Annotated in this window: 11 protein-coding genes; 7 read left to right on the top strand and 4 right to left on the bottom strand. The window is 44.8% G+C overall.

All coding sequences use genetic code 11. The features are described 5' to 3' along the window. Nucleotides 1-222 precede the first annotated feature (222 nt). Entirely contained in the window at nucleotides 223-1500 is a 1278-nt protein-coding gene (locus tag F6K57_RS04165; protein ID WP_293065082.1) for a CCA tRNA nucleotidyltransferase, read from the bottom strand. A gap of 176 nt (nucleotides 1501-1676) precedes the next feature. Between F6K57_RS04165 and F6K57_RS04160 the strand changes: the two genes are divergently transcribed. Together F6K57_RS04160 and F6K57_RS04155 are read left to right on the top strand one after the other, a co-directional pair. Continuing rightward, nucleotides 1677-1925 carry a Ycf34 family protein gene (locus tag F6K57_RS04160; protein WP_044492409.1) on the top strand — a complete coding sequence of 83 codons (249 nt, stop codon included), beginning with the start codon at nucleotides 1677-1679 and terminating at the stop codon, nucleotides 1923-1925. Between the two features lie 226 nt (nucleotides 1926-2151). After that, nucleotides 2152-2781 carry a DedA family protein gene (locus tag F6K57_RS04155; RefSeq protein ID WP_075898074.1) on the top strand — a complete coding sequence of 210 codons (630 nt, stop codon included), beginning with the start codon at nucleotides 2152-2154 and terminating at the stop codon, nucleotides 2779-2781. A 74-nt stretch (nucleotides 2782-2855) separates the two neighbouring features. On the opposite strand, the gene F6K57_RS04150 is transcribed toward F6K57_RS04155, so the two are convergent. The 3 genes from F6K57_RS04150 to urtA all read right to left on the bottom strand — a co-directional run bounded on the left by F6K57_RS04150 (nucleotide 2856) and on the right by urtA (nucleotide 10087). After that, the gene (locus F6K57_RS04150; RefSeq protein ID WP_293065079.1) at nucleotides 2856-4058 is read right to left on the bottom strand and encodes an argininosuccinate synthase; all 1203 of its coding nucleotides are present in this window, start codon (nucleotides 4056-4058) and stop codon (nucleotides 2856-2858) included. Nucleotides 4059-4142: 84 nt separating this feature from the next. Further along, a complete protein-coding gene (locus tag F6K57_RS04145; protein ID WP_293065077.1) occupies nucleotides 4143-5369 on the bottom strand; it encodes a SpoIID/LytB domain-containing protein in 1227 nt (408 codons plus the stop codon). Between the two features lie 455 nt (nucleotides 5370-5824). Next, nucleotides 5825-10087, bottom strand: a complete 4263-nt coding sequence (urtA, locus tag F6K57_RS04140; protein ID WP_293065075.1) for an urea ABC transporter substrate-binding protein — start codon at nucleotides 10085-10087, stop codon at nucleotides 5825-5827. Nucleotides 10088-11162: 1075 nt separating this feature from the next. Between urtA and hemC the strand changes: the two genes are divergently transcribed. From hemC to F6K57_RS04115, 5 genes are all read left to right on the top strand, one after another. Then, entirely contained in the window at nucleotides 11163-12131 is a 969-nt protein-coding gene (gene hemC / locus F6K57_RS04135) for a hydroxymethylbilane synthase (protein ID WP_293065073.1), read from the top strand. Between the two features lie 325 nt (nucleotides 12132-12456). Beyond that, nucleotides 12457-13884: a glycogen synthase GlgA gene (gene glgA / locus F6K57_RS04130; protein ID WP_293065071.1), complete on the top strand. Its 1428-nt coding sequence runs from the start codon at nucleotides 12457-12459 to the stop codon at nucleotides 13882-13884. A 258-nt stretch (nucleotides 13885-14142) separates the two neighbouring features. Further along, nucleotides 14143-18261 carry a CHAT domain-containing protein gene (locus F6K57_RS04125; protein ID WP_293065069.1) on the top strand — a complete coding sequence of 1373 codons (4119 nt, stop codon included), beginning with the start codon at nucleotides 14143-14145 and terminating at the stop codon, nucleotides 18259-18261. A 178-nt stretch (nucleotides 18262-18439) separates the two neighbouring features. Continuing rightward, nucleotides 18440-19666 carry a serine/threonine-protein kinase gene (locus tag F6K57_RS04120; protein WP_293065067.1) on the top strand — a complete coding sequence of 409 codons (1227 nt, stop codon included), beginning with the start codon at nucleotides 18440-18442 and terminating at the stop codon, nucleotides 19664-19666. A 292-nt stretch (nucleotides 19667-19958) separates the two neighbouring features. Further along, nucleotides 19959-20306 (top strand): DUF6825 family protein, encoded by a 348-nt coding sequence (locus tag F6K57_RS04115; protein WP_293065065.1) that lies wholly within the window; start codon nucleotides 19959-19961, stop codon nucleotides 20304-20306. Nucleotides 20307-20356: the final 50 nt, after the last annotated feature.

The raw sequence follows: 20356 nt of genomic DNA, 5'->3' as shown, positions 1-20356 counted from the left end.
CTACGCGAACAGCTTTCCATAACTCAGATTAAACTAATGCTTACCTGTTTTATTCAAAAGCTCTTCCCTTTGCTTACCCTATGCCCATAAGCACCTCAAGTAGCCTGTCCATAGCCCATAAGCTGATAACTGATAGCTGATAGCTGATAGCTGATAGCTGATAGCTGATAGCTGATAGCTGATAGCTTATGATAATAAGTTAATCGGATTTAATATCATGTGTTATTTGTTTTTGTCTTCAGAGCCACAGTTGATTGAGTCCAGCTTTGCGGCAAATTCCAGAGCACCTTTAATACTATCGATATTGCCCTCAATCCGTGCAAGTTGAATCTCAGTCAGTAACTCACCAATTTTAGAACTAGGGGATAACTTAAGAGACTTGATTAAATCTTTACCAGTAACCAGTGGTGTGGGATGGGCAACCTGGTCATTGGGATTCAAATAGTGCTCAATCAAGGGTGCTATAGTATCCACAGCCATGCCCCTGGCAACTGCCAAAAGCGCTACCACAGGAAAGACAGCTCCAACGTTAAGAAAGAAGAAATACTGGTCCCGTAATGGGATATCCTTGGCAGTAGTATAAGACAGCAATTGGGGCAAATGTTGGATTGCCCTGACTACTATTCGAGTCTGAACACGAGAGTACTTTAGAGCTAACAGCTGTTGTTCAGCAACTGCTGGTATTGATGATAATAAATTTGCTAGCTTAGCCAAATTTAGCAACGATAAAGAATGCTTAGTCACCTTTAAGTTCAATTCCACCCCAAGCTTAGGCCAGGTTTCTGCCAGTACCATCGCGGATGGGTTAATTGCTGTCATGTACTCGAAAGATTCAGCGGTGGCATCAGGCAGCCATGGTCGTAATACATTATCCTCCCAGGCCGCTTTTAGCCAAGGTACACCCTGAGGAGACTTGAGGAGATAGCCCAATTCTGTCCGTACCCGTTCTGCTGCGATTTGGCTCAATAATGGTGCTACCTTTCTTAGCACTGATTGGGTGGCTGGGTCAATCTGAAAACCCAACTGAGCAGCTTGTCGATAAGCCCGCAGTAATCGTAATGGGTCATTTTGTAAGTTTTCTGGTGACACCATCCGGATTATCCCTTTACGGCAATCCAAGATACCTTGTAATGGATCAATGAATTCCTTGGTGTGGGGATTAAATGCGATCGCATTAATCGTATAATCCCGCCTATGTAAGTCAGCCTCTAAGCTATCCCCGTCCTGTTGAGCAAAGTCAACTGTTGCGTTGCCAAACACTACCCTAGCTATTTGACGCTGGGCATCCAAAACCACAAATCCGGCCTTATAACGTCTTGCCAGCTTGCTTGCTGTCCGTACTGCTTTAGTGGGTAAAACAAAGTCTAAGTCTAAGTAATCCGACTGTCGGTTGATCAGAGCATCCCTAACCGCACCACCCACCAAGCAAGCCTCAGAAGGGAGTAACTCCCAGTTAAACGGCCAATTTTGGGGTGATATAGCAGTTTGGTAATTAGTCATTAGTCATTTTCTGAAATCTCAGAAATAATACTATATATCAATTGTGGTAAACTCGAACATATAACTTTATAAAAGTAGCAAACAGAGTAGCCAATACTTAAGTATTTGATATTATAAGCTAGCTAATAAATTTCTGAATTGAGCTATGCTAAAATAAAGGAAATGGAGTTTAAGCAATGTGTATTTGCATTAACTGCCACTACGTAGACCGGTGTACTACATACCATGCTGTGGAAACCCAGCATCAGGTACCTCACCTGACGGAATCTCCCAACTTTGAAGCGGTTGAGCCCACCATCAATGTCAATATCCGTTCTACTGAAGATATAATCGAAATGGAATGGGACGTTGTGGGGTGTAATAGCTTTAAGCAGGAAACTGGGAAGTGGGCAAAGCTTCGTCCTGGTGAACTGGTACCCACCTGATGGGATTGTGAATTTTAGGTATTCTGGCGATAAGCTCCACTCTGTAGCTAAGATCAGCATGGGATTCATCGCCAGTCAAGTTTTAATTTAACCGAGCAAGCTTTTGATAAAAGCTCGAATTGGTTCTGGTTGTGTTTGTCCAGTATTTTCTATAATACTGCTTTAATTGACACAAAAGACACGATCGAGCCAAAATATTAAAAAGTATTAATTTTTGTAACGCTGGATGTCTTTTGAGCTTTTATCGTTGGAAACAGTCCAGGACATAGCTAAGGACTATGGCTACTGGGCAGTTTTTTTTGGGATTGCCCTGGAAAACGCTGGGGTTCCCATACCGGGAGAAACCATTACCCTGGTAGGTGGCTTCGGTGCAGGTAGCGGCGAACTCAATTATTGGGTAGTCCTATGCTCTGCGATCGCTGGTGCTGTCTTAGGAGATAACTGTGGTTACTGGATTGGGAAAATCGGTGGTTGGCCCTTACTACTGCGAATTGGGGGTTTAGTCCGGATCACAGAAGCACAACTGACAGAGGCTAAAACCGAATTTCGTAAGAACGCTGCTAAGGCCGTTTTTTTTGGTCGATTTGTGGCAATACTGCGGATCTTTGCTGGTCCAATGGCAGGGATTGTTCAGATGCCTTACCCGAAATTTATATTATTCAATTTAGCTGGTGCTACGATCTGGGCATCAGTGATGGTGAGTTTATCCTACTTTTGCGGACGCTTGATACCTCTGGAGCTATTAATCTCTTCGGTATCTAAATTTGCGATTGTTGCTCTGATCTTGGTGATTGGCTCGATTGTTGTTCCTAAATGGTTTGAGTCTCGTAGGCAGAAATTGGAGATGGGGGATTAGTTTAAATTGGCAAACGGTAATCGGTAATTGGTAGTTAAGGATTACCTTAACCCAATTACCGTAACGCAAAATTCCTAACTCCTGGTTTTTGCTGACCACACCCGAGTTGGTAATCCCCACAAGTAGATGAAACCCTCAGCGGCCTTGTGGTCAAACTGGTCTTCCGAGGTGTAGGTAGCTAGTTCCGGAGTGTAGAGAGAATTCTCTGACTGACGTCCTACAATTATGGCATTACCCTTGAAAAGTTTAATCTTGACTGTACCGGATACCCGCTCCTGGGTTTTTTGAATGAAAGCATCCAAAGCATCCTTAAGGGGACTGTACCACAAGCCTTTGTAGACCATTTGACTGTAGGTGTCTTCAATCCCTCGCTTGTACTGGGTAACATCAGCAGTCAAAGTCAGACTTTCCAAGTCACGATGAGCTTGGATCAACACCGATAGGGCTGGTGTTTCGTAAATTTCTCGGCTTTTGATACCAACTACCCGGTTCTCAACCATGTCAATCCGTCCCACACCGTGATTGCCAGCTAACTCGTTGAGTTGACTAATCAAAGTCACGGGGTCAAGGAGATTACCGTTAAGAATAGTGGGAATACCTCGCTCAAAGCCGATTTCAATATACTCTGGCTCGTCTGGTGTATTTGCGATCGCTTTTGTCATGGCATAAACTTCCTCTGGTGGTTCTACCATCGGATCTTCAAGCACCCCCGCTTCAATACTCCGCCCTAACAGGTTACGGTCAATGCTGTAGGGGGAAGACTTTTTCACTGGTGAGGGAATACCAAAGCGCTCACCATATGCGATCGCATCTTCACGAGAGAAACCCCACTCCCTAGCTGGTGCCAATATTTTCAAGTTGGGGTTAAGGGCGATAATCGACACATCAAAACGCACTTGGTCATTGCCCTTACCGGTACAACCATGAGCTACCGCATCTGCACCGTATTTTTCAGCAGCCTCCACCAATAATTTAGCAATCAGGGGACGAGCCAGAGCAGTAGAGAGGGGATAGCGACTTTCATAAAGAGCATTAGCCTGAATGGCTGGAAACGCATAGTCCTTGACAAAGGTGTAGGTCGCATCAGCAACCAAGGATTCTGTTGCCCCAGCGTCCAAGGCTTTTTGTCTGATTGGTTCTAGTTCATCTCCCTGACCTAAATTTGCCGCTAGGGTGATCACCTCCTTTACTCCCCATTCTTCTTTAAGATAAGGGATACAAACCGACGTATCTACGCCACCGGAATATGCTAGAACAACTTTTTCAGCACGGCTCATGATAGTTTCACCCTGTGGAAAACAACAAAATATCTATTCTATCCACATATTTCCAGAATAGGGTTGCTCAATTGGCACAGAACTCTAATCGTAATCCGCTTCAACAGTATCAATCCAAGCCAAACTAGTGCCTGGATAATAGTTGCCTAAAATTTCTTGATAGGTGTAACCCTGCTTAGCCAAGTCACGAGCTCCGGTTTGACTCATACCCTGACCACCAAATACATTTTTGACAATATGGTCAGAAGCCGCGTACAAGGATTCTACCACCCCACCTTTGTAACTTAGAAAAATGCCGCGAGTTTCTTGAACTGCCTGAGCCGTGGTGTTCCACTCATATTTGATTCCTTTGTAAACTTGCCAACGCTGAGTGTTTCCCAAATCATAGAACTTACTAGCAGGTCGAATCGCATGAACCAAAGCATAGGAGCGAGCAGCAATGGCTTGTGCTTTCAGAGCTGCCATTGGCCAACTAGGATACACTTCCGCTCCCACCACCGAAGTCAGGTAAAGCTCAAGGTCAACGTAGTTTACTGCCAAGATGCTATCTCCCTTAGAAATCAATAGCAAATCCCCTCGATACCAGCGATTTCCCACTAATACATACCCTCCGTTAGTTGGCTTCACCCAAAGCCCTGCGGGGGTCTTATAGTTACCAATTTGAATATAGTCCCCTAATGGTTTTACATTACTTCCCTGATTGGCCGTTAGTTTACCCAGGGGCTGACCCCTAGCATCTAGCAACTCACCCGGTGTTGAAGTAGCCACTACCAGAGACTTAACACCATTGGCTACAGCAACTCGCATTTCTAGGATGGGAGCATCATTCAATGGCTTTGGTGCTGGTTGCTGATTTTTGGTAGCTCCTTCAGACTGGCTGGGCGGCTGGTTGTTATGATTATAAGACTCAGTCTTGGCTGATTGATCTGATTTATCCTGGGATTTATCCTTAGTAGTAGCAGTAGATTGTTTCGTGTCTTGCTTGCTAGAGGTTGATGCTTCGGTAGCTTTAGTTTGGGCTAGGGTTGGTGAGGGTGGTGACTTAGAGACAGTGGAATTCTCATCCTTGGGGGTAGGAGATGGGGATGGTGTTGGATCTGTGGCGGTAGATGTTAGTTCGGATGTGGGAGTATCCTCTGAGTTAGCCAACCCATCCGACTCAGGGGAAACTTGATCTGGGGAATTTGGAGCAGAAGACGTTGAGGAAGATGTTTCTAACTCAGAGCCAGGTGACAGGGATTTCGATAAGACTAAAGGTACAGATAGGGCAATTGAAAATAGGGCAATTGACCACAACACTGATTTCGTCATTTGTAATTAAAATTAAACACTTGCTTCACCGGCTATTACACTATATAATACAGCATTCCTATTGGAATTCTGGATAGTGACAGACAGCTTATCCCTTTCTTAGCTTCCGCCAAAATTCATCCCACATCTCAACACTTCGTTTTGAGTGTGGGATGAATTTTGGACAAACTCTTTCACAAAAAACCGGCACGATGTGTCAAAGTGTATTTACTGACAAGCAAAGCTTAAAATGCTAGCATGTTGGTGAAACGTTTTTACAAAAAAGTCAAAAAAAATATATAGAGCAGAGGCCGATGGAAGATGAATCAGGTAATTGCTAGTTAACACTAAAGCTTTGATCCTCCCAAAGATCGGCAGGGGGTCAACCCTCAACCTTGGCCTTTGGCCACGCTACGCGAACAACCCTCAACCCACCCTACTTCGGACGCCAAGAGCGAACAACCTTCCACAATCACTTACTTTCGCCCAGTCAGCCAATAGGTGATCATCTCTCCTTTGCCCTTCACATTAATAATTCCTCGCTCTTCAAACAAATACTTGTCTCTTAAACGCTCGTAAGTGGCAGCAGTAACTTGAATTCTCCCAGGTTCCCCTTGAGAGTCCATCCGAGATGCCACATTAACCGCATCCCCCCACAAATCATAAATAAACTTCTGGATACCGATCACCCCAGCTACCACAGGACCAGTGTTAATCCCGATGCGCAGGCGGAATGGTTCTCCATCATCCCGCTGGAAACGAGTAATTTCCTGTTGCAGATCCAATGCCATGTTTGCGATCGCTTCTGGATGGTCATCCCTAGGGTTTGGTAGACCACCAACAACCATGTAGGCATCTCCAATAGTCTTAATTTTTTCTAATCCATGGTGCTGCGCTAGTTGGTCAAAGCTTGAGAAAATTTGATTAAGTAGATTAACCAATTCTGTGGGAGAGATGCGAGCAGAAAGCTTGGTAAACTCCACAATATCAGCAAACAGAATTGTTACTTCCTCAAAGCGATTCGCAATAGCTTTTGGCTCTTGTTTTAATCGTTGGGCGATGGAGTGAGGTAAAATATTCAACAACAAGTGTTCCGACTTTTCTTGTTCAGCTCTCAGCGCTGCTTCTGCCTGTTTGCCCTTGGTAATGTCGGCTACAGTGCCTTCGTAGTACAGTAGTTTCCCTTGAGCATCACGCACAACACGAGCATTCTGGGATGTCCAGATGATTTGGCCATCTTGTCGATAAACCCTAGCTTCAAAATCCGAGATAGCACCATGCTCCTCAACCGCAGCAATAAACTCAGCATAGCTGTTGGGGTTGACATAAAGTTGCTGTTTAATATCGGTCACTTTAGTAACTATTTCTTCTGGGCAAGAGTAGCCATACATCCGAGCTAAAGCTGGATTGACACTCAGGTACTGCCCATTCGATGTAATCTGAAAAATCCCCTCAGCGGCATTTTCAAAGATGCTACGATACTTCTCTTCAGCTTCCTGGAGTGCATCTAGAACCCGTTTGCGCTCCGTAATATTACGAGCGACCCAAATCACACAATTGTTTGGCAGGGGTGAGACACTCGCAGCAAACCACACCTGGGAATTATCACCTCTAAAGTGTGAAGTATGAAAGGGTTTTTCAGTTTGCCCCACTAGCTTTTGGCCATTGAATTCCGAAAATTTTTCATAATCGGATGAATTGTGATAATAGTTGTTAGTGTGATGCCCTATATTCTTGGAATCGAAGTCCGAAAGTTTGTGGCCATTCAAGTCTGAGTTAGAACTAATTTCATCCTTAATACTTCCTACTTGATAATGTCCTATAGGTAAACTGTATTCTATATTCAGGGTTTGTTTAGTATCTAAGACTTGCCGGATATGGGTGACAAAAAGTTCAGCTTGCTTGGGGGGAAAAACCTCGTAGACACTCTTACCAAGTAGTTCGGTCGTTGGACTATATAAAACCTCAGAATTGGTCGAGACTACTTTCATGTATCGTCCTTGAGCATCAAAAACGGTAATCACATCTGTCATCGCCCCAAACAGTACCCGCAACTCAGCTTCGGATTTACGTAGTGCTGCTTCGATGTGCTTGCGCTCTACAATCTCAATCCGTAGTTGATGATTGGCGTCCCGTAGTGCTGCTGTTCGTTCCTCCACTCGGGTTTCTAACACTTCATTGGCTTTTTGCAAGGCTTCCTGAGCTTGCTTACGCTCAGAGATGTCTTCTACAGTACCTTCGTAATACAGCAGATTGCCATCTTCATCTTTAATGGCACGGGCATTTTCGCAAATCCAAGTCAAACTGCCATCCTGGCGATAGACTTGGGACTCGAAATCCACTAAGGTAGGATTTTCTTCCAATAACTGGATGAATTGGGAGCGACGGTTCGGATCAACATAAAGTTGCTGCTCAATATTCGTGACAGTATTAATTAATACTTCTGGGGACTCATAACCATAGATACGAGCTAAAGCTGGGTTAGCACTGAGGTAACGTCCTGAGGGGGTGGTTTGGAAGATACCTTCTACAGCATTTTCAAAGATATTGCGATATTTCGCTTCAGCTTGCCTCAGGGCTTCTTCAGCTTGCCGACGCTCGGTAATATCAATCCCAATAGTGAAAGCAACTGAGCCTTGATGGTACTTCTGGGCAACAATCACATAATTGTGCTTTTCGTTATTGACGATAGCCGACACCTCTCGGCAAGCATCTTGCTCTGAGCTAGCAAAAAACTCCTTGACAAAGTCATTAAACTCTGAGCTAGCCTCAAGAAACCCAATGTCTTGACCCACAAAAGCCTCTGGGGGCAAGTGAAACGTTTTGGCTAAATGGTGATTCACACCTAGGTATTGCAAATCCGAGCTAATCCAAGAAACAATCCCTGGTACTGCGCCTAAAACTGCCTGTAACTGATCTTTGGTCTTGCGCAGGTCCTCAAGGGCCTGCTGACGTTCGGTAATATCAATCCCAACGGTGAAAGCAGCTGAGCCTTGATTGTACTTCTGGGCAACAATTAAATAATTGTGCTTTTCGTCATTAACAATAGCCAAGACCTCTCGGCAAGCATCTTGCTCTGGGCTGGCAAAAAACTCCTTGACAAAGTCATTAAACTCTGAGCTAGCCTCAAGAAACCCAATGTCTTGACCCACAAACCCCTCTGAGGGCAAGTGAAACGTTTTGGCTAAATGGCGATTCACACCCAAGTAGCGCAAATCCGAACTAATCCAAGAGACAATCCCCGGTACCGCTTCCAACACGGCCTTTAACTGATCTTTAGCTGCCCTGAGTTCTTCTTGAGCTTGCTGACGCTCTCGCACCTCCGTAATTAGCTGAGCATTAGATGCTTTTAAGTCAGCTGTGCGTTGTTCAACCTTTAGCTCTAGCTCATCGAACGCTTTCTGGAGTTTTGCTTCAATTCGTTGCCGCTCAACTATTTCATGTTTCAACTGTGCCGTTGCCATTTCTAATACTTGTGCATTGGTCTCGAAAGACCTAGCTTTTTCAATCCATTGAGCCACCTCAGCCAATAATTCAATCACCACATTTGTGCTGTAGGGTTCGATCAATGGTGTGGCCCTAGCCGACCCATTGTATTGGTGAGTTTGTGTATCACAGGCACAGTTATAGGTTTCAACCCCTAACCAGGGTAGGGGTTTAATCGGACGTTCACTGGTAAACACAATTTCAAATTGTCCAGTAGGCAAAATCCGCCCAATCCGGCATTTTTTGGCAATATGGTGATTCGGTTCGATTTGGACTAATCCTCCCGGAGCATCAAATTTCTGACCATAAGCTGCCACCCGTACCCGGTCTACTTCAAATGATTGAGCGGATTCCACGGCTTGTTTCCAAAGGTAAACCTGGGCGTAGGCGGCTTCAATGGGGTCACTAGTCACTCGGTTAGCTCCGTAACGACGCTGAAAATTCTGGACAAACCGTTGATTATTAGGAGTGTTCAGACTCTGGAAATAGCTCCAGCTGGCATAATGTCCCGCCGCTGTATCCCCTATCCTTTGGAGTTCCGCCTCAGCCACACTCACTGCCATAATCGGAATCTCATCAGCTCTAATTCCAGAGGATTTGTACTGGCGATAGAAGGCTACATTACTGTCACCATTGAGGGTGTTGAAGACCACATCTGGTTGAACCTGTTTAATTTTGGTGATCACCTCACCCATATCTTGAGTGCCTAGAGCCATGTAATCTTCCCCAACCACTGTCCCCCCCAGTTGTTTCAGTTGCGCTTTAATAATCTTGTTGGCAGTCAGGGGGAAAATATAGTCGCTACCGATCAGATAAAATCGCTTACCGTAATTTTTCACCAGCCAGTTCACCGCTGGCTCAATTTGTTGATTTGGACAAGACCCGGTATAAAAAATATTGGGGGAACATTCCAGACCCTCATATTGTAGGGGGTACCATAGCAGAGAATTTAACACCTCGAATACAGGCAAAACTGCCTTACGAGAAGCAGACGTCCAGCAGCCAAAGACTGTGGCTACCTGATCCTGTTGAATCAGTTTTCTGGCCTTGCTCTCAAATTCCGCTGAGTTCGATGCGCCATCCTCAACGATCGCTTCGATAGGTTGACCAAGAACTCCTCCGGTTTGGTTAATTTCTGCGATCGCCATCAGCTCAGCTTCCACCAGGGGGGCTTCGCTAATTGCCATAGTACCTCTTAAGGAATGCAATATACCAACTCGTATACAGGGGTTATCAGTCTTGAAACTTGGCATTGCTTAAATTCCTGCAATATTTATTTGCAAATCTTTAACTTTTAATCACCCATCAGCCTCTCACTCTGGGTTTATCTAGCAACCGCAGGCGACGTGACCTACTATTAAATAATCAATGTTAAATCAAGCGCGAATGTAGCGAGCACCCTGATTAAGTCAGGATAAAACCGTGTTAGGGGAGGAATTTTTGTGGGTGTAAAGGAAATATTTTCGGGTCAACCTGTTAACTACCTACACAACCCATCGAAGATGACTTAGTTTCTGGGGCAGTTGTGGTTATAGAAGTCAAATTTAGAGAATCAATAGAAAAGTGGCAAAATTTAGGAAAAATTTCGAAATTTTAGTTTTAATTTCCATCTTTTATTCCCTCCCACCATTTACCTCTTCCCGATTAAGTCAATTACACTGCACCTCAACCAATTAGTACAACAATAATATAAATAACTTAAAATTTCCTGTGAACTTATATTTCAATATAACGACTATACAATTCTTTACAAATATCTGATGTCTCTTTGGATACTATCACTGAAAAAATTTTGTTTGGCGTTGCTGATAAAAGTGAACTCATCCCACCACTCAAGTAGATGAGATATAGAGTTATGAGATAAGCATTCAGCCAACAGAGGTCAGCGGTCAGCCGTGAGCTAAAGGCTCACGCTACTTGAGGTGCTTTGTGGCACAGGCTTTGGCCACGCGGGGCGCGTTTGGCCACGCTGTGCGAACGACGCGCTTGAGGTATAGCAGTCGCCAGGGCAGGCGCGGACATGACAAAAGTCTCAAACCTAAGTAAGCGCAAGAGTTTGACTTCTGACTTCTGACTTCTGACTTCTGACTTCTGACTTCTGCTATAACTCAGCATTATTCCAATGCTTACTTGTTTTATTCCAAAGCTGATAGCTGATACGCGACACGCTGATAGCTGATAGCTTACAGAAATGCTATATACTACACCTTAGTTTTTGACAAATGACAAATGACAACTAGCTAATGACAGAAACGGAAAGGGAAACGTCACCTTCTGCGGTAGTCTAGAACAAGTAAATTGATCTGCCTTGTAGAAATTGACAGCCCTATGACCTCTACCGTTACCAGTCCTGCCCGGACAATTCGCATCGGTTCTCGGAAAAGCCAACTTGCTCTGATTCAGACTTACTGGGTACAAGAGCAACTGAAAAAACATTTTCCAGACCGAGAGTTTGAAGTCCAGACCATGAGTACCCACGGAGATAAAATCCTGGATGTGGCTTTATCTAAGATTGGGGATAAAGGGTTATTCACTAAGGAACTGGAATTGGGAATGCTTAGGGATGAGATCGATTTTGCGGTGCATTCCCTCAAAGACTTGCCCACCAAATTGCCAGAAGGGTTGGTGTTAGGGTGCGTCACAGAACGGGAGAACCCCGCAGATGCTTTAGTAATGCACCAAAAGCACCAAGATAAACAGATAGAAACGTTGCCAGAAGGCTCGATAATTGGAACCTCCTCCCTCAGACGGCTGGCTCAGCTGCGCTACCATTTTCCCCATCTGAGTTTTAAAGATGTTAGAGGGAACCTAAACACCAGACTGGCCAAACTGGATGCTGGTGACTACGATGCACTAATTTTAGCAGTAGCTGGGCTACAACGACTGGACATGAGCGATCGCATTCACCAAATTTTACCACCAGAGATCTCACTCCATGCTGTGGGACAAGGGGCTTTGGGAATTGAATGCCGTGAGGATGATCAAGAAGTCTTAGAACTACTCAATGCGATCGCACATCCCCCCACTGCTCAACGCTGTTACGCGGAACGGTCATTATTAAGAGCGCTCGAAGGTGGCTGTCAAGTTCCCATCGGTGTAGACACTCAGTTGGAAGGCAATACCCTAACCCTAACAGCTATAGTGGCTAGTGTGGATGGGCAAAGACTTGTCAAAGATACCATTCAAGGGGAGCAGAGTCAAGCAGAAAATCTGGGACTCGAACTTGCCGAACAGCTCAAACAACAGGGAGCACAAGAGATTTTGGATGAAATTTTGGCTCAAATCGAGCGGGAATAGGAATATAGCTGAAAATTCAATCCAATTCCTGTCCGAAACGCTATAGATTTTATAATTTTCGCAAAGCCGCTTTTAGTGTAGGAAAAGGCTAAGGAAAAGGTTTTTTAAGCCATAGCCTTTTTCTTTTACCGTAGAATTTTTCAGAAGGCTAGAGTAAGCTAGGATAGCCGGAAAGCTGAAGGTTCTTCGATCAAGTCAACAGAGGAGTTAAAGGTCAATTCCTGAAAAGTTCTGCTCCATGTTTCAGGCTTGATCAAATGCACTTCATCCTTCAAGCTTGCAGCTATTTCCTAGGCACTAACAACAAATAATTGACAACTAACAGATGAAGATTCTATTCGTTGCGGCGGAAGCAGCTCCCATCGCGAAAATTGGCGGTATGGGGGATGTAGTGGGATCATTACCCAAAACCTTGAGGCAATTGGGACCCGATGTCCGAATTTTCATGCCTTACTACGGCTTTTTGCCCGATAAAATGGAGATTCCAGAGGAACCAGTGTGGTCCGGTGATGCTATGTTTCAACACTTCAATGTGTTTGAAACCCTACTACCCAAGACTGATGTCCCCTTATATTTATTTGGTCATGCTGCCTTTGCTGGTCGCCAAATCTATTCTGGAGATGATGAAGACTGGCGATTCACCCTATTTGCCAATGGTGCAGCTGAGTTTGCTTGGAACTACTGGAAGCCTGATGTTATTCACTGCCATGATTGGCACACGGGCATGATTCCGGTTTGGATGCACCAATCATCAGATATCAGCACAGTTTTCACAATTCACAACCTGGCTTATCAAGGCCCCCAGCGCTGGCGCTTAGAAGAAATTACTTGGTGTCCCTGGTATATGCAAGGTCATAATACTATGGCAGCAGCTGTACAGTATGCTAACCGGGTAAATACTGTTTCTCCCACCTACGCTCAACAAATCCAAACGGCTGAATACGGTGAATCCTTAGAAGGTTTGCTGTCATTTATCAGTGGTAAAACTGTTGGAATTGTCAATGGTATTGATACAGAAAGTTACAATCCCGAAACCGATAACTACATTCCTCACAACTTCACCGCAGATACTCTCGACATCCGCAGCAAAAACAAAGTAGCCCTCCAGAAAGAAGTCGGCTTAGCCATCAACCCGGATACCTGTGTGATCAGTATGGTTTCCCGCTTAGTGGAACAGAAAGGGATTGACCTGCTCGTGCAAGTTTTACAGGGTTTCCTAGCTTACACCGATTGTCAATTTTTAGTCCTAGGTACGGGAGAGCGCTACTATGAAACCCAACTGTGGGAAATCGCATCCCGCTATCCAGGACGAATGTCTGCTCAAATCCTCTATAACGATCCTCTAGCTCGACGCATCTATGCTGGTAGTGATCTATTCTTAATGCCTTCCCGCTTTGAACCCTGTGGGATTAGCCAAATGCTGGCTATGCGTTACGGCTGTATCCCCATAGTACGACGTACTGGGGGTTTGGTGGATACCGTTTCCCACCATGATCCGATCAAGCAAACTGGCACCGGTTACTGCTTTGACCGCTATGAACCGTTAGATTTTTATACTTGTATGGTTCGGGCTTGGGAAGGTTTCCGCTACCAGAAAGAATGGCGGAGTTTGCAGCAACGAGCTATGAGCCAAGACTTTAGTTGGGAGAAGTCAGCCAGGGAATATATCAATATGTACCAAGATCTGGTAGGATTACCGGCAGAAGTACCTCAACATGTACCACAAGACAACCATTTAGTTGTTGCCAGCTAGACAGAACATTCCATAAGTTACACCTATTCTGTTACTGTGAACAGTGATCACTAAGGATGGCTAATTTGGTAGTGATCAACAAGTAGTGATTTGGCTACAGTCTGGTCAAAGTAACAGGAGCTAAAATCACTACTTGTGTACCACTACCGCTAATTTAATATGGCTAATTTAGTTTTAAATTAGTAAAATTACCATGGCCTTCCCTTAGTGGATTGGTGCTACAGCTGTTTCAAATTAGGTGCATGACTACTAGACTGCATGACTACTAGACAGAGAACCTTAGGGGGGGTTGCTATGAAGATTATGGGGAAACCGGTATTAAAACCCAAGCGCAGCAATTATTCTAAGTACCAAGGACGGTGGAGCCGCCTAGAGGGCAAGATTTTCCCTCCTCAAGGCTCTAACCGAACAATCTCTCCTTCATTCCTCAACCGCAAATCTCTAGCTCAAGTCATGCCCTGGGGGGTAGCCATGTTGCTCTCCCCAACTGGGCTACCAGCAATAGCACAAATCACCTCAGCAGAAGACAGTGCAGGGACAATTGTAACTCCTAATGGTCAAAGCTTCGATATTACTGGTGGTAGCCTCTCTAGTGGCGATAAACCGAATCTGTTCCACAGTTTTGAGGAATTTGGACTCGATTCCGGTCAGATTGCCAATTTTATCTCTAATAATCCCCAGGTTAGGAATATTTTGGGACGAGTCGTAGGCGGTGATCCCTCAATTATTAATGGTCTAATTAAAATCACAAGCGGTGGCAGCCCTAACTTATACTTAATGAACCCAGCAGGAATTATTTTTGGGGCTGGTGCTCGAATAAATGTCCCTGCTTCCTTTACAGCAACCACAGCGACTGGGATTGGCTTTGAGGACGGGAATTGGTTTGATGCCTTTGGTGACAATAATAATTACCAGAACTTAATTGGTGACCCCACTAGCTTTGCCTTTGATTTAGCCCAACAAAGAAGTATCATTAACGCTGGTGAGCTGGAAGTGCCAGACAATAGCACTATCGCCTTGATCGGGGGTAGTGTGATTAACACTGGGCAAGTGAAGGCACCGGGAGGCAATATTACTATCGCTGCTGTACCAGGGGAAAGTCTGGTTAAGATTTCTCAATCTGGAAATTTGTTGAATCTAGAGATTGACCCCCCTCGTACACCAAATGGGCAACCATTAATTACCGCACTAGATATACCAGAGCTACTGACAGGACAAGCCCAAGGCATTGAGACGGGACTCAGTGCCAATTCCAATGGAACCGTGCAGCTGACAGATTCTGGCACCACAGTTCCCACTGAGACAGGAACAACCATTGTCTCGGGGACCCTAGATGTTTCCAGCCCAGAACTTAGGCGACGCAGTGTAACAGTATTAGGCGATCGCATTGCTGTAATTAATGCCACCATTGACTCTTCCGGCGGTAATGGTGGCCAGGTGTGGATTGGGAAGCACCCCCAAGACAATCCAGACAATGTAAATTTAAATGCCAATCGCACCTTTGTCAGCGGTGATTCCTTGATTAAGGCTGATGGAGAAGCGGCAGATAGAGACGGAGGTCGAGTTACTGTCTGGTCAGAGGAAACCACAGCATTCTATGGCGAGATTACTGCCCGTGGCGCTGGAGAGCAAACTTCATTGTCCCCATTGTCCCCAGATGCTGGGACAGTTGAGATATCTAGCCAACAGACTTTAATCTTTGATGGCACAAAAGTTGATGTCACCGCCCCTCTTGGTGAAAACGGCACGATTACATTCGACCACAATAACATTAGTATTGTACCTGGGACAGGGATTGCTGGTCAGCAGCTAGCAGATAATCCCCTTGGTTTTGATGTGATGGAAATTTTGTCGGGGGATGGGGGGACATCTGGCTTTACCCTTGGCGCGAATGCCCTAGAACAAGTTTTGGGCAACATTGTTCTGAATACTAGTAATGATATTACCGCCCCTAACGTGTCTCTGAACTTTTCTGGAGATATCACCATTAATGGCGTTAATGTCACTCTAGGTGATATCAAGACAAATGGGGGAGCGATTACAATCACAGCGTCTGAGGCTCTGAGCACAGAAGAGCTTAACTCATCAACAACAGTTGGCAAGGGAGGGGATGTTACCCTCGATGGCGATAATATTCAGGTTAGCTGGATCAATGCCCAAGGTGGTATTGATGGGAAAGGCGGCAATGTGGAAATTACCACAGAAGGTTTTTTTAGAGCCACTGGGACGTTTGACACCTTAATCGAGGGCAAAGAAACAGCAGTCAGCATTGCTACAGTTGGGGGAGATGGTGGAGGAAAAATCACCATCAGTCATGGGGGAAACGGGCAAACCCCCTTTGAGGTGGGAAATAGTATTACTAATGGTACAGAGGGAGCTATTTCTACAGGTGATTCTACCATTCTTCCACCAGAATCCTTTTTGACTTCAACGAGCTCAGATTCAGGTGATATAGAAATTAATACTGGGGAGCCATCTTCAAATGCGACTAGCGCAGGTCAAGCAATGGCTACCAATTTGTTGGGGAATTCTTCGACTAGCGCAGGTCAAGCAATGGCTACCAATTTGCTCGGTAATTCTTCGACTAGCGCAGGTCAAGCAATGGCTGAAGATGTGATTTCAAATTCGACTAGCCAAGGTCAAGCAATGGCTGAAGATGTGATTTCAAATTCGACTAGCCAAGGTCAAGCAATGGCTACCAATCCCTATTCAAATCCGGCTAATATATTCCCCAGTCGCCCTCAACTATATCAGTATTCCCTTGAATTCTTACCAATTCTTACTCAACCAAAGCCTCAGGCAATTGCTCCCAAAACAGAATACACTCAAATAAACCATAAAAATACTAAATTAGAACCTAATTATAATCTTAAAAACCTTGAGTTTGTTAATTTTCCCCCTAAATCGAATTTAATCAACATTTATTACAATCAACCAGCACCACAGACTATAGCAGAGATTACTAATACTAATAGTACTAATATTAGTCAATCACTGGCACAATCAGTCCCACAGCAAGTTACCAGTAAATCCTCTAAATCTACCCTAGAAGCTGAAGCTGATGTTAAACAACTTGAGGGAGGCTTTACCTATGCCTTTGAAAAACATCTAGGCATTAGCAACACTCCCATAGTCACCCTGGAAGAAGCCCAAGCCCACCTGCGCCAGATTGAAAATATTACTGGACTCAAACCAGCCCTAATTTACCTCTTCTTTAAACCAGAATTTAAACCGGAAACTACTAAGGGCAATCTAGTCAATTCTAAAGGATTGACGTCAACCAAACCGGAACGAGAGAGAACGGAAAATCGGCAAAAGACTAGGTCACACTGGCAAGAAAATCTCGATACACAGCTGGAATTACTAGTCGTTACGGCTTCGGGAGCAGTAATTCGAAAACAGGTGCAGGGAGCAACGCGATCGCAAGTTCTCTCTGTTGCTCGGGAATTCCACAGGAGTATCACCAATCTCGAAAGCGCAAATGTCTACCTACCCTTGGCTCAGCAGTTGTATCGTTGGTTGATTGATCCAGTAGAGCAGGAGCTAAAAGCCCAAAAAATAAATAATCTTGCCTTTATCATGGACGTTGGTTTGCGCTCCTTACCCATGGCAGCACTTCATGATGGCACTGGGTTTCTTGTAGAACGATATAGCCTTGGTTTGATGCCAACTCTATCATTAACCAACATGAACTATGTAGACATTAGGAAATTTCAAGTCTTGGCGATGGGAGCATCCCAGTTTAAGAACAAAAACCCATTACCAGCAGTTCCTGTAGAGTTATCGATGGTTACAGAACAACTGTGGTCAGGAAAGGCATTACTTAACGAAGCGTTCACCGTAGCAAATTTGATAAAAGCTCGTGCCTCACAACCCTTTGGTATCGTTCATTTGGCTACCCATAGTGAATTTTTAGCCGGTAAGCCAAGTAATTCCTACATCCAGCTGTGGGATACCAAGCTGCAACTTAACCAGTTGCCTAAACTAGGCTTAAGTAAGCCTAAGGTGGAGTTGTTGGTCTTAAGTGCCTGTCGTACTGCCTTAGGAGACGAGCAAGCCGAATTAGGATTTGCCGGTCTAGCAGTGCTAGCGGGGGTCAAGTCCGCATTGGGAAGTCTCTGGTATGTCAGCGATGAGGGTACCCTGGGGCTAATGACAACGTTTTACGAAAAATTACAGCAACTCCCAGTCAAAGCCGAGGCTATACGGAAAGCTCAGTTAAATTTGCTCAGGGGCACAGTACGTCTCGAGAGAGGGCAGTTGGTAACGGATCAGGGCAGTTTTCCTTTACCGCCAGCGTTAGCTAAGTTGCCAGATGTGGAGTTACGACATCCCTACTATTGGAGCGCTTTTACCCTAATTGGTAACCCTTGGTAATGTTTGATCCTGATTAACAACTCCTGCTACAGAATAGTTAAGCTGAATAATTTGACTGATAGTTATCCTGGTTTTTCCTTGATCCTTGATTGTCAACAAGTGAGAAACGAAACCTAGGTGGTGTCAACCATTCTGCACCACTTAAGGTTAGCATAGGTGGGAGTTGAACTGAAGTTTCATGGACTTAAAGGCAGGCACAGTCTTGCACAACGGCAAATATGTTCTTCATAGCCAGCTAGGCAAAGGTGTCTTTAGCATCACCTACCTAGCCATCAACGCTGAGTCTGGTCAAACCGTCGTGATCAAAACCCTCAGCGACAATCTGTGCCACCATCCCCATGGTGACCAGTTCAAGCGGCAATTTCTTGCCCTTGGTAGGCTCTTGAGCGGCTGTCAGCATCAGCATTTAGTCAGGGTAATCGAATCCTTTGAAGCTGACGGACGACCTTACCTAGTCATGGAATATATTCCGGGGCAGAGGTTAGCTGAACTCATCCAAGCCAATTTGGTTCCAGAAGCTCAAGCTATTGCATACATTCGTCAAATTGGCGATGCCCTTAGTATCTTACATCAAAAGGGTTTGCTGCATCTAGATGTTAGACCAGAAAATATCATTCTGCGTCAAGATACCGATACACTAGTGCTATGTGAGTTTGGTATTACTAGTCAACTCACCCTAGGAGTCAGGCAAACCCACGCCAGTTTAATTGCTGCTGGGTATAGCGCCCCGGAACAGTACATTTCTAAAGGGCAACTTTCCCAGGCAACCGATGTCTATTCCTTAACCGCAACCTTTTACTGCTTGCTTACTGGAAACCCACCCCTACCTGCACCAGTCAGGGAAGTATTGCATGCCCAGGAAGGTTTCTATATTCTTTTCCTGCCGGACTTACCACCATGTCCACAAAACCTAACTCCAGTAGTTAAACAAGCAGTCTGGCGTGGCTTGCACATGGTCACCAATCAACGTCCTAAAACTGTAGAAGCTTGGTTATCGCTGCTGCCAACTCAGGAAAAAGTGCCTCAAAGCAGTTCTCAGTTGAAAGTGCTGAGTCCTCAGCAAAAGTCATTAATTGCCCCAAAACTGAGCATTAAGACCTCAAAACTGAGCACTCAGACTTCAAAACTGAGCACTCAGACCTCAAAACTGAGCACTCAGACCTTAGCTGTTCTCAAAACTGTCCACGCCAAGCTCAAAACTCAAACCTCAAAACTCAAAACTACCAAAGCTGGATTCCCACTGAAAGCCCTACTGATGACCGGTGCCCTTGCCGCCTCAGCCGGATTAGGATTTGGTTTCGCACTGCGAATTAACTCTCAAAAAGAACCTGGTTCTACCATCTTCCACACCGATCAATCCTTCCCTCCTCGCAGCAATTGGCCTTTGTCAGAACCCCAACTCTGAAACACTTTCAACCTGATCAAGGTGCTTTATTCATATTCATACTTCCACAGGACTTACAGCACACTGGCCACCAAACGCACTTAATAATTAGTAGGGCTACGAAGGAAAAGTTACTGCCTAAGTCCTGTGAGATTTAAATACATAAAATGATATAATATGTGATTTTTAAATTATAACGACATGGGATATTGCACAAACTGAGGATATACGAGGCAAGCAACTGGATTTGAATTAAGTCATAATCCTGGGCAAGTACGTTATAATTTGTTACGTAAGCTAAAGAAACTTATCAATGAGTAACTCTGTAATTCATGCCTTTTTTCTGGGTAGGGCTGCAGCTCAAGCCATTAATCGGCAGCTCGAGGATGCTCTAACCAATGCCCTGAGTGAGTTAGGCAAGTTTGATGCTGAGCAGCGTGAGCGACTGCGGCAGTTTACCGAGCAGGTAATAGAAAGTGCCAATCGCGAAGCCGGAGCAGAAGCTGATTCTACTATTAGTAGTAAAACAGCTAGTAACACAGCTAGTAACACAGGGAAAACAGGATCGAAGCCAGCTGATCTGCAAGCCATGATTGATGAGCTGCGAGCAGAAATTGCCAGCTTGCGTACTGAATTAAAAAACTATGGCAAGCAATCTTGATAAGATTTATCGTTACTACCCTAGATTATCTACAGAAGTGAGTAGTTTCG

The organism is Moorena sp. SIO4A5 (assembly GCF_010672005.1).
GTDB lineage: Bacteria > Cyanobacteriota > Cyanobacteriia > Cyanobacteriales > Coleofasciculaceae > Moorena.
The sequence above is the reverse complement of the archived record's forward strand: the minus strand, read 5'-3'. Positions and strand labels throughout refer to the sequence as shown.

Bases quoted from the DNA above. Each gene is read 5' to 3' on its own strand.
- F6K57_RS04120 (WP_293065067.1), top strand. From the start codon at position 18,440: ATGGACTTAAAGGCAGGCACAGTCTTGCACAACGGCAAATATGTTCTT.
- F6K57_RS04155 (WP_075898074.1), top strand. From the start codon at position 2,152: ATGTCTTTTGAGCTTTTATCGTTGGAAACAGTCCAGGACATAGCTAAG.
- F6K57_RS04115 (WP_293065065.1), top strand. From the start codon at position 19,959: ATGAGTAACTCTGTAATTCATGCCTTTTTTCTGGGTAGGGCTGCAGCT.
- glgA (WP_293065071.1), top strand. From the start codon at position 12,457: ATGAAGATTCTATTCGTTGCGGCGGAAGCAGCTCCCATCGCGAAAATT.
- urtA (WP_293065075.1), bottom strand. From the start codon at position 10,087: ATGCCAAGTTTCAAGACTGATAACCCCTGTATACGAGTTGGTATATTG.
- F6K57_RS04160 (WP_044492409.1), top strand. From the start codon at position 1,677: ATGTGTATTTGCATTAACTGCCACTACGTAGACCGGTGTACTACATAC.
- hemC (WP_293065073.1), top strand. From the start codon at position 11,163: ATGACCTCTACCGTTACCAGTCCTGCCCGGACAATTCGCATCGGTTCT.
- F6K57_RS04165 (WP_293065082.1), bottom strand. From the start codon at position 1,500: ATGACTAATTACCAAACTGCTATATCACCCCAAAATTGGCCGTTTAAC.
- F6K57_RS04125 (WP_293065069.1), top strand. From the start codon at position 14,143: ATGACTACTAGACAGAGAACCTTAGGGGGGGTTGCTATGAAGATTATG.
- F6K57_RS04150 (WP_293065079.1), bottom strand. From the start codon at position 4,058: ATGAGCCGTGCTGAAAAAGTTGTTCTAGCATATTCCGGTGGCGTAGAT.
- F6K57_RS04145 (WP_293065077.1), bottom strand. From the start codon at position 5,369: ATGACGAAATCAGTGTTGTGGTCAATTGCCCTATTTTCAATTGCCCTA.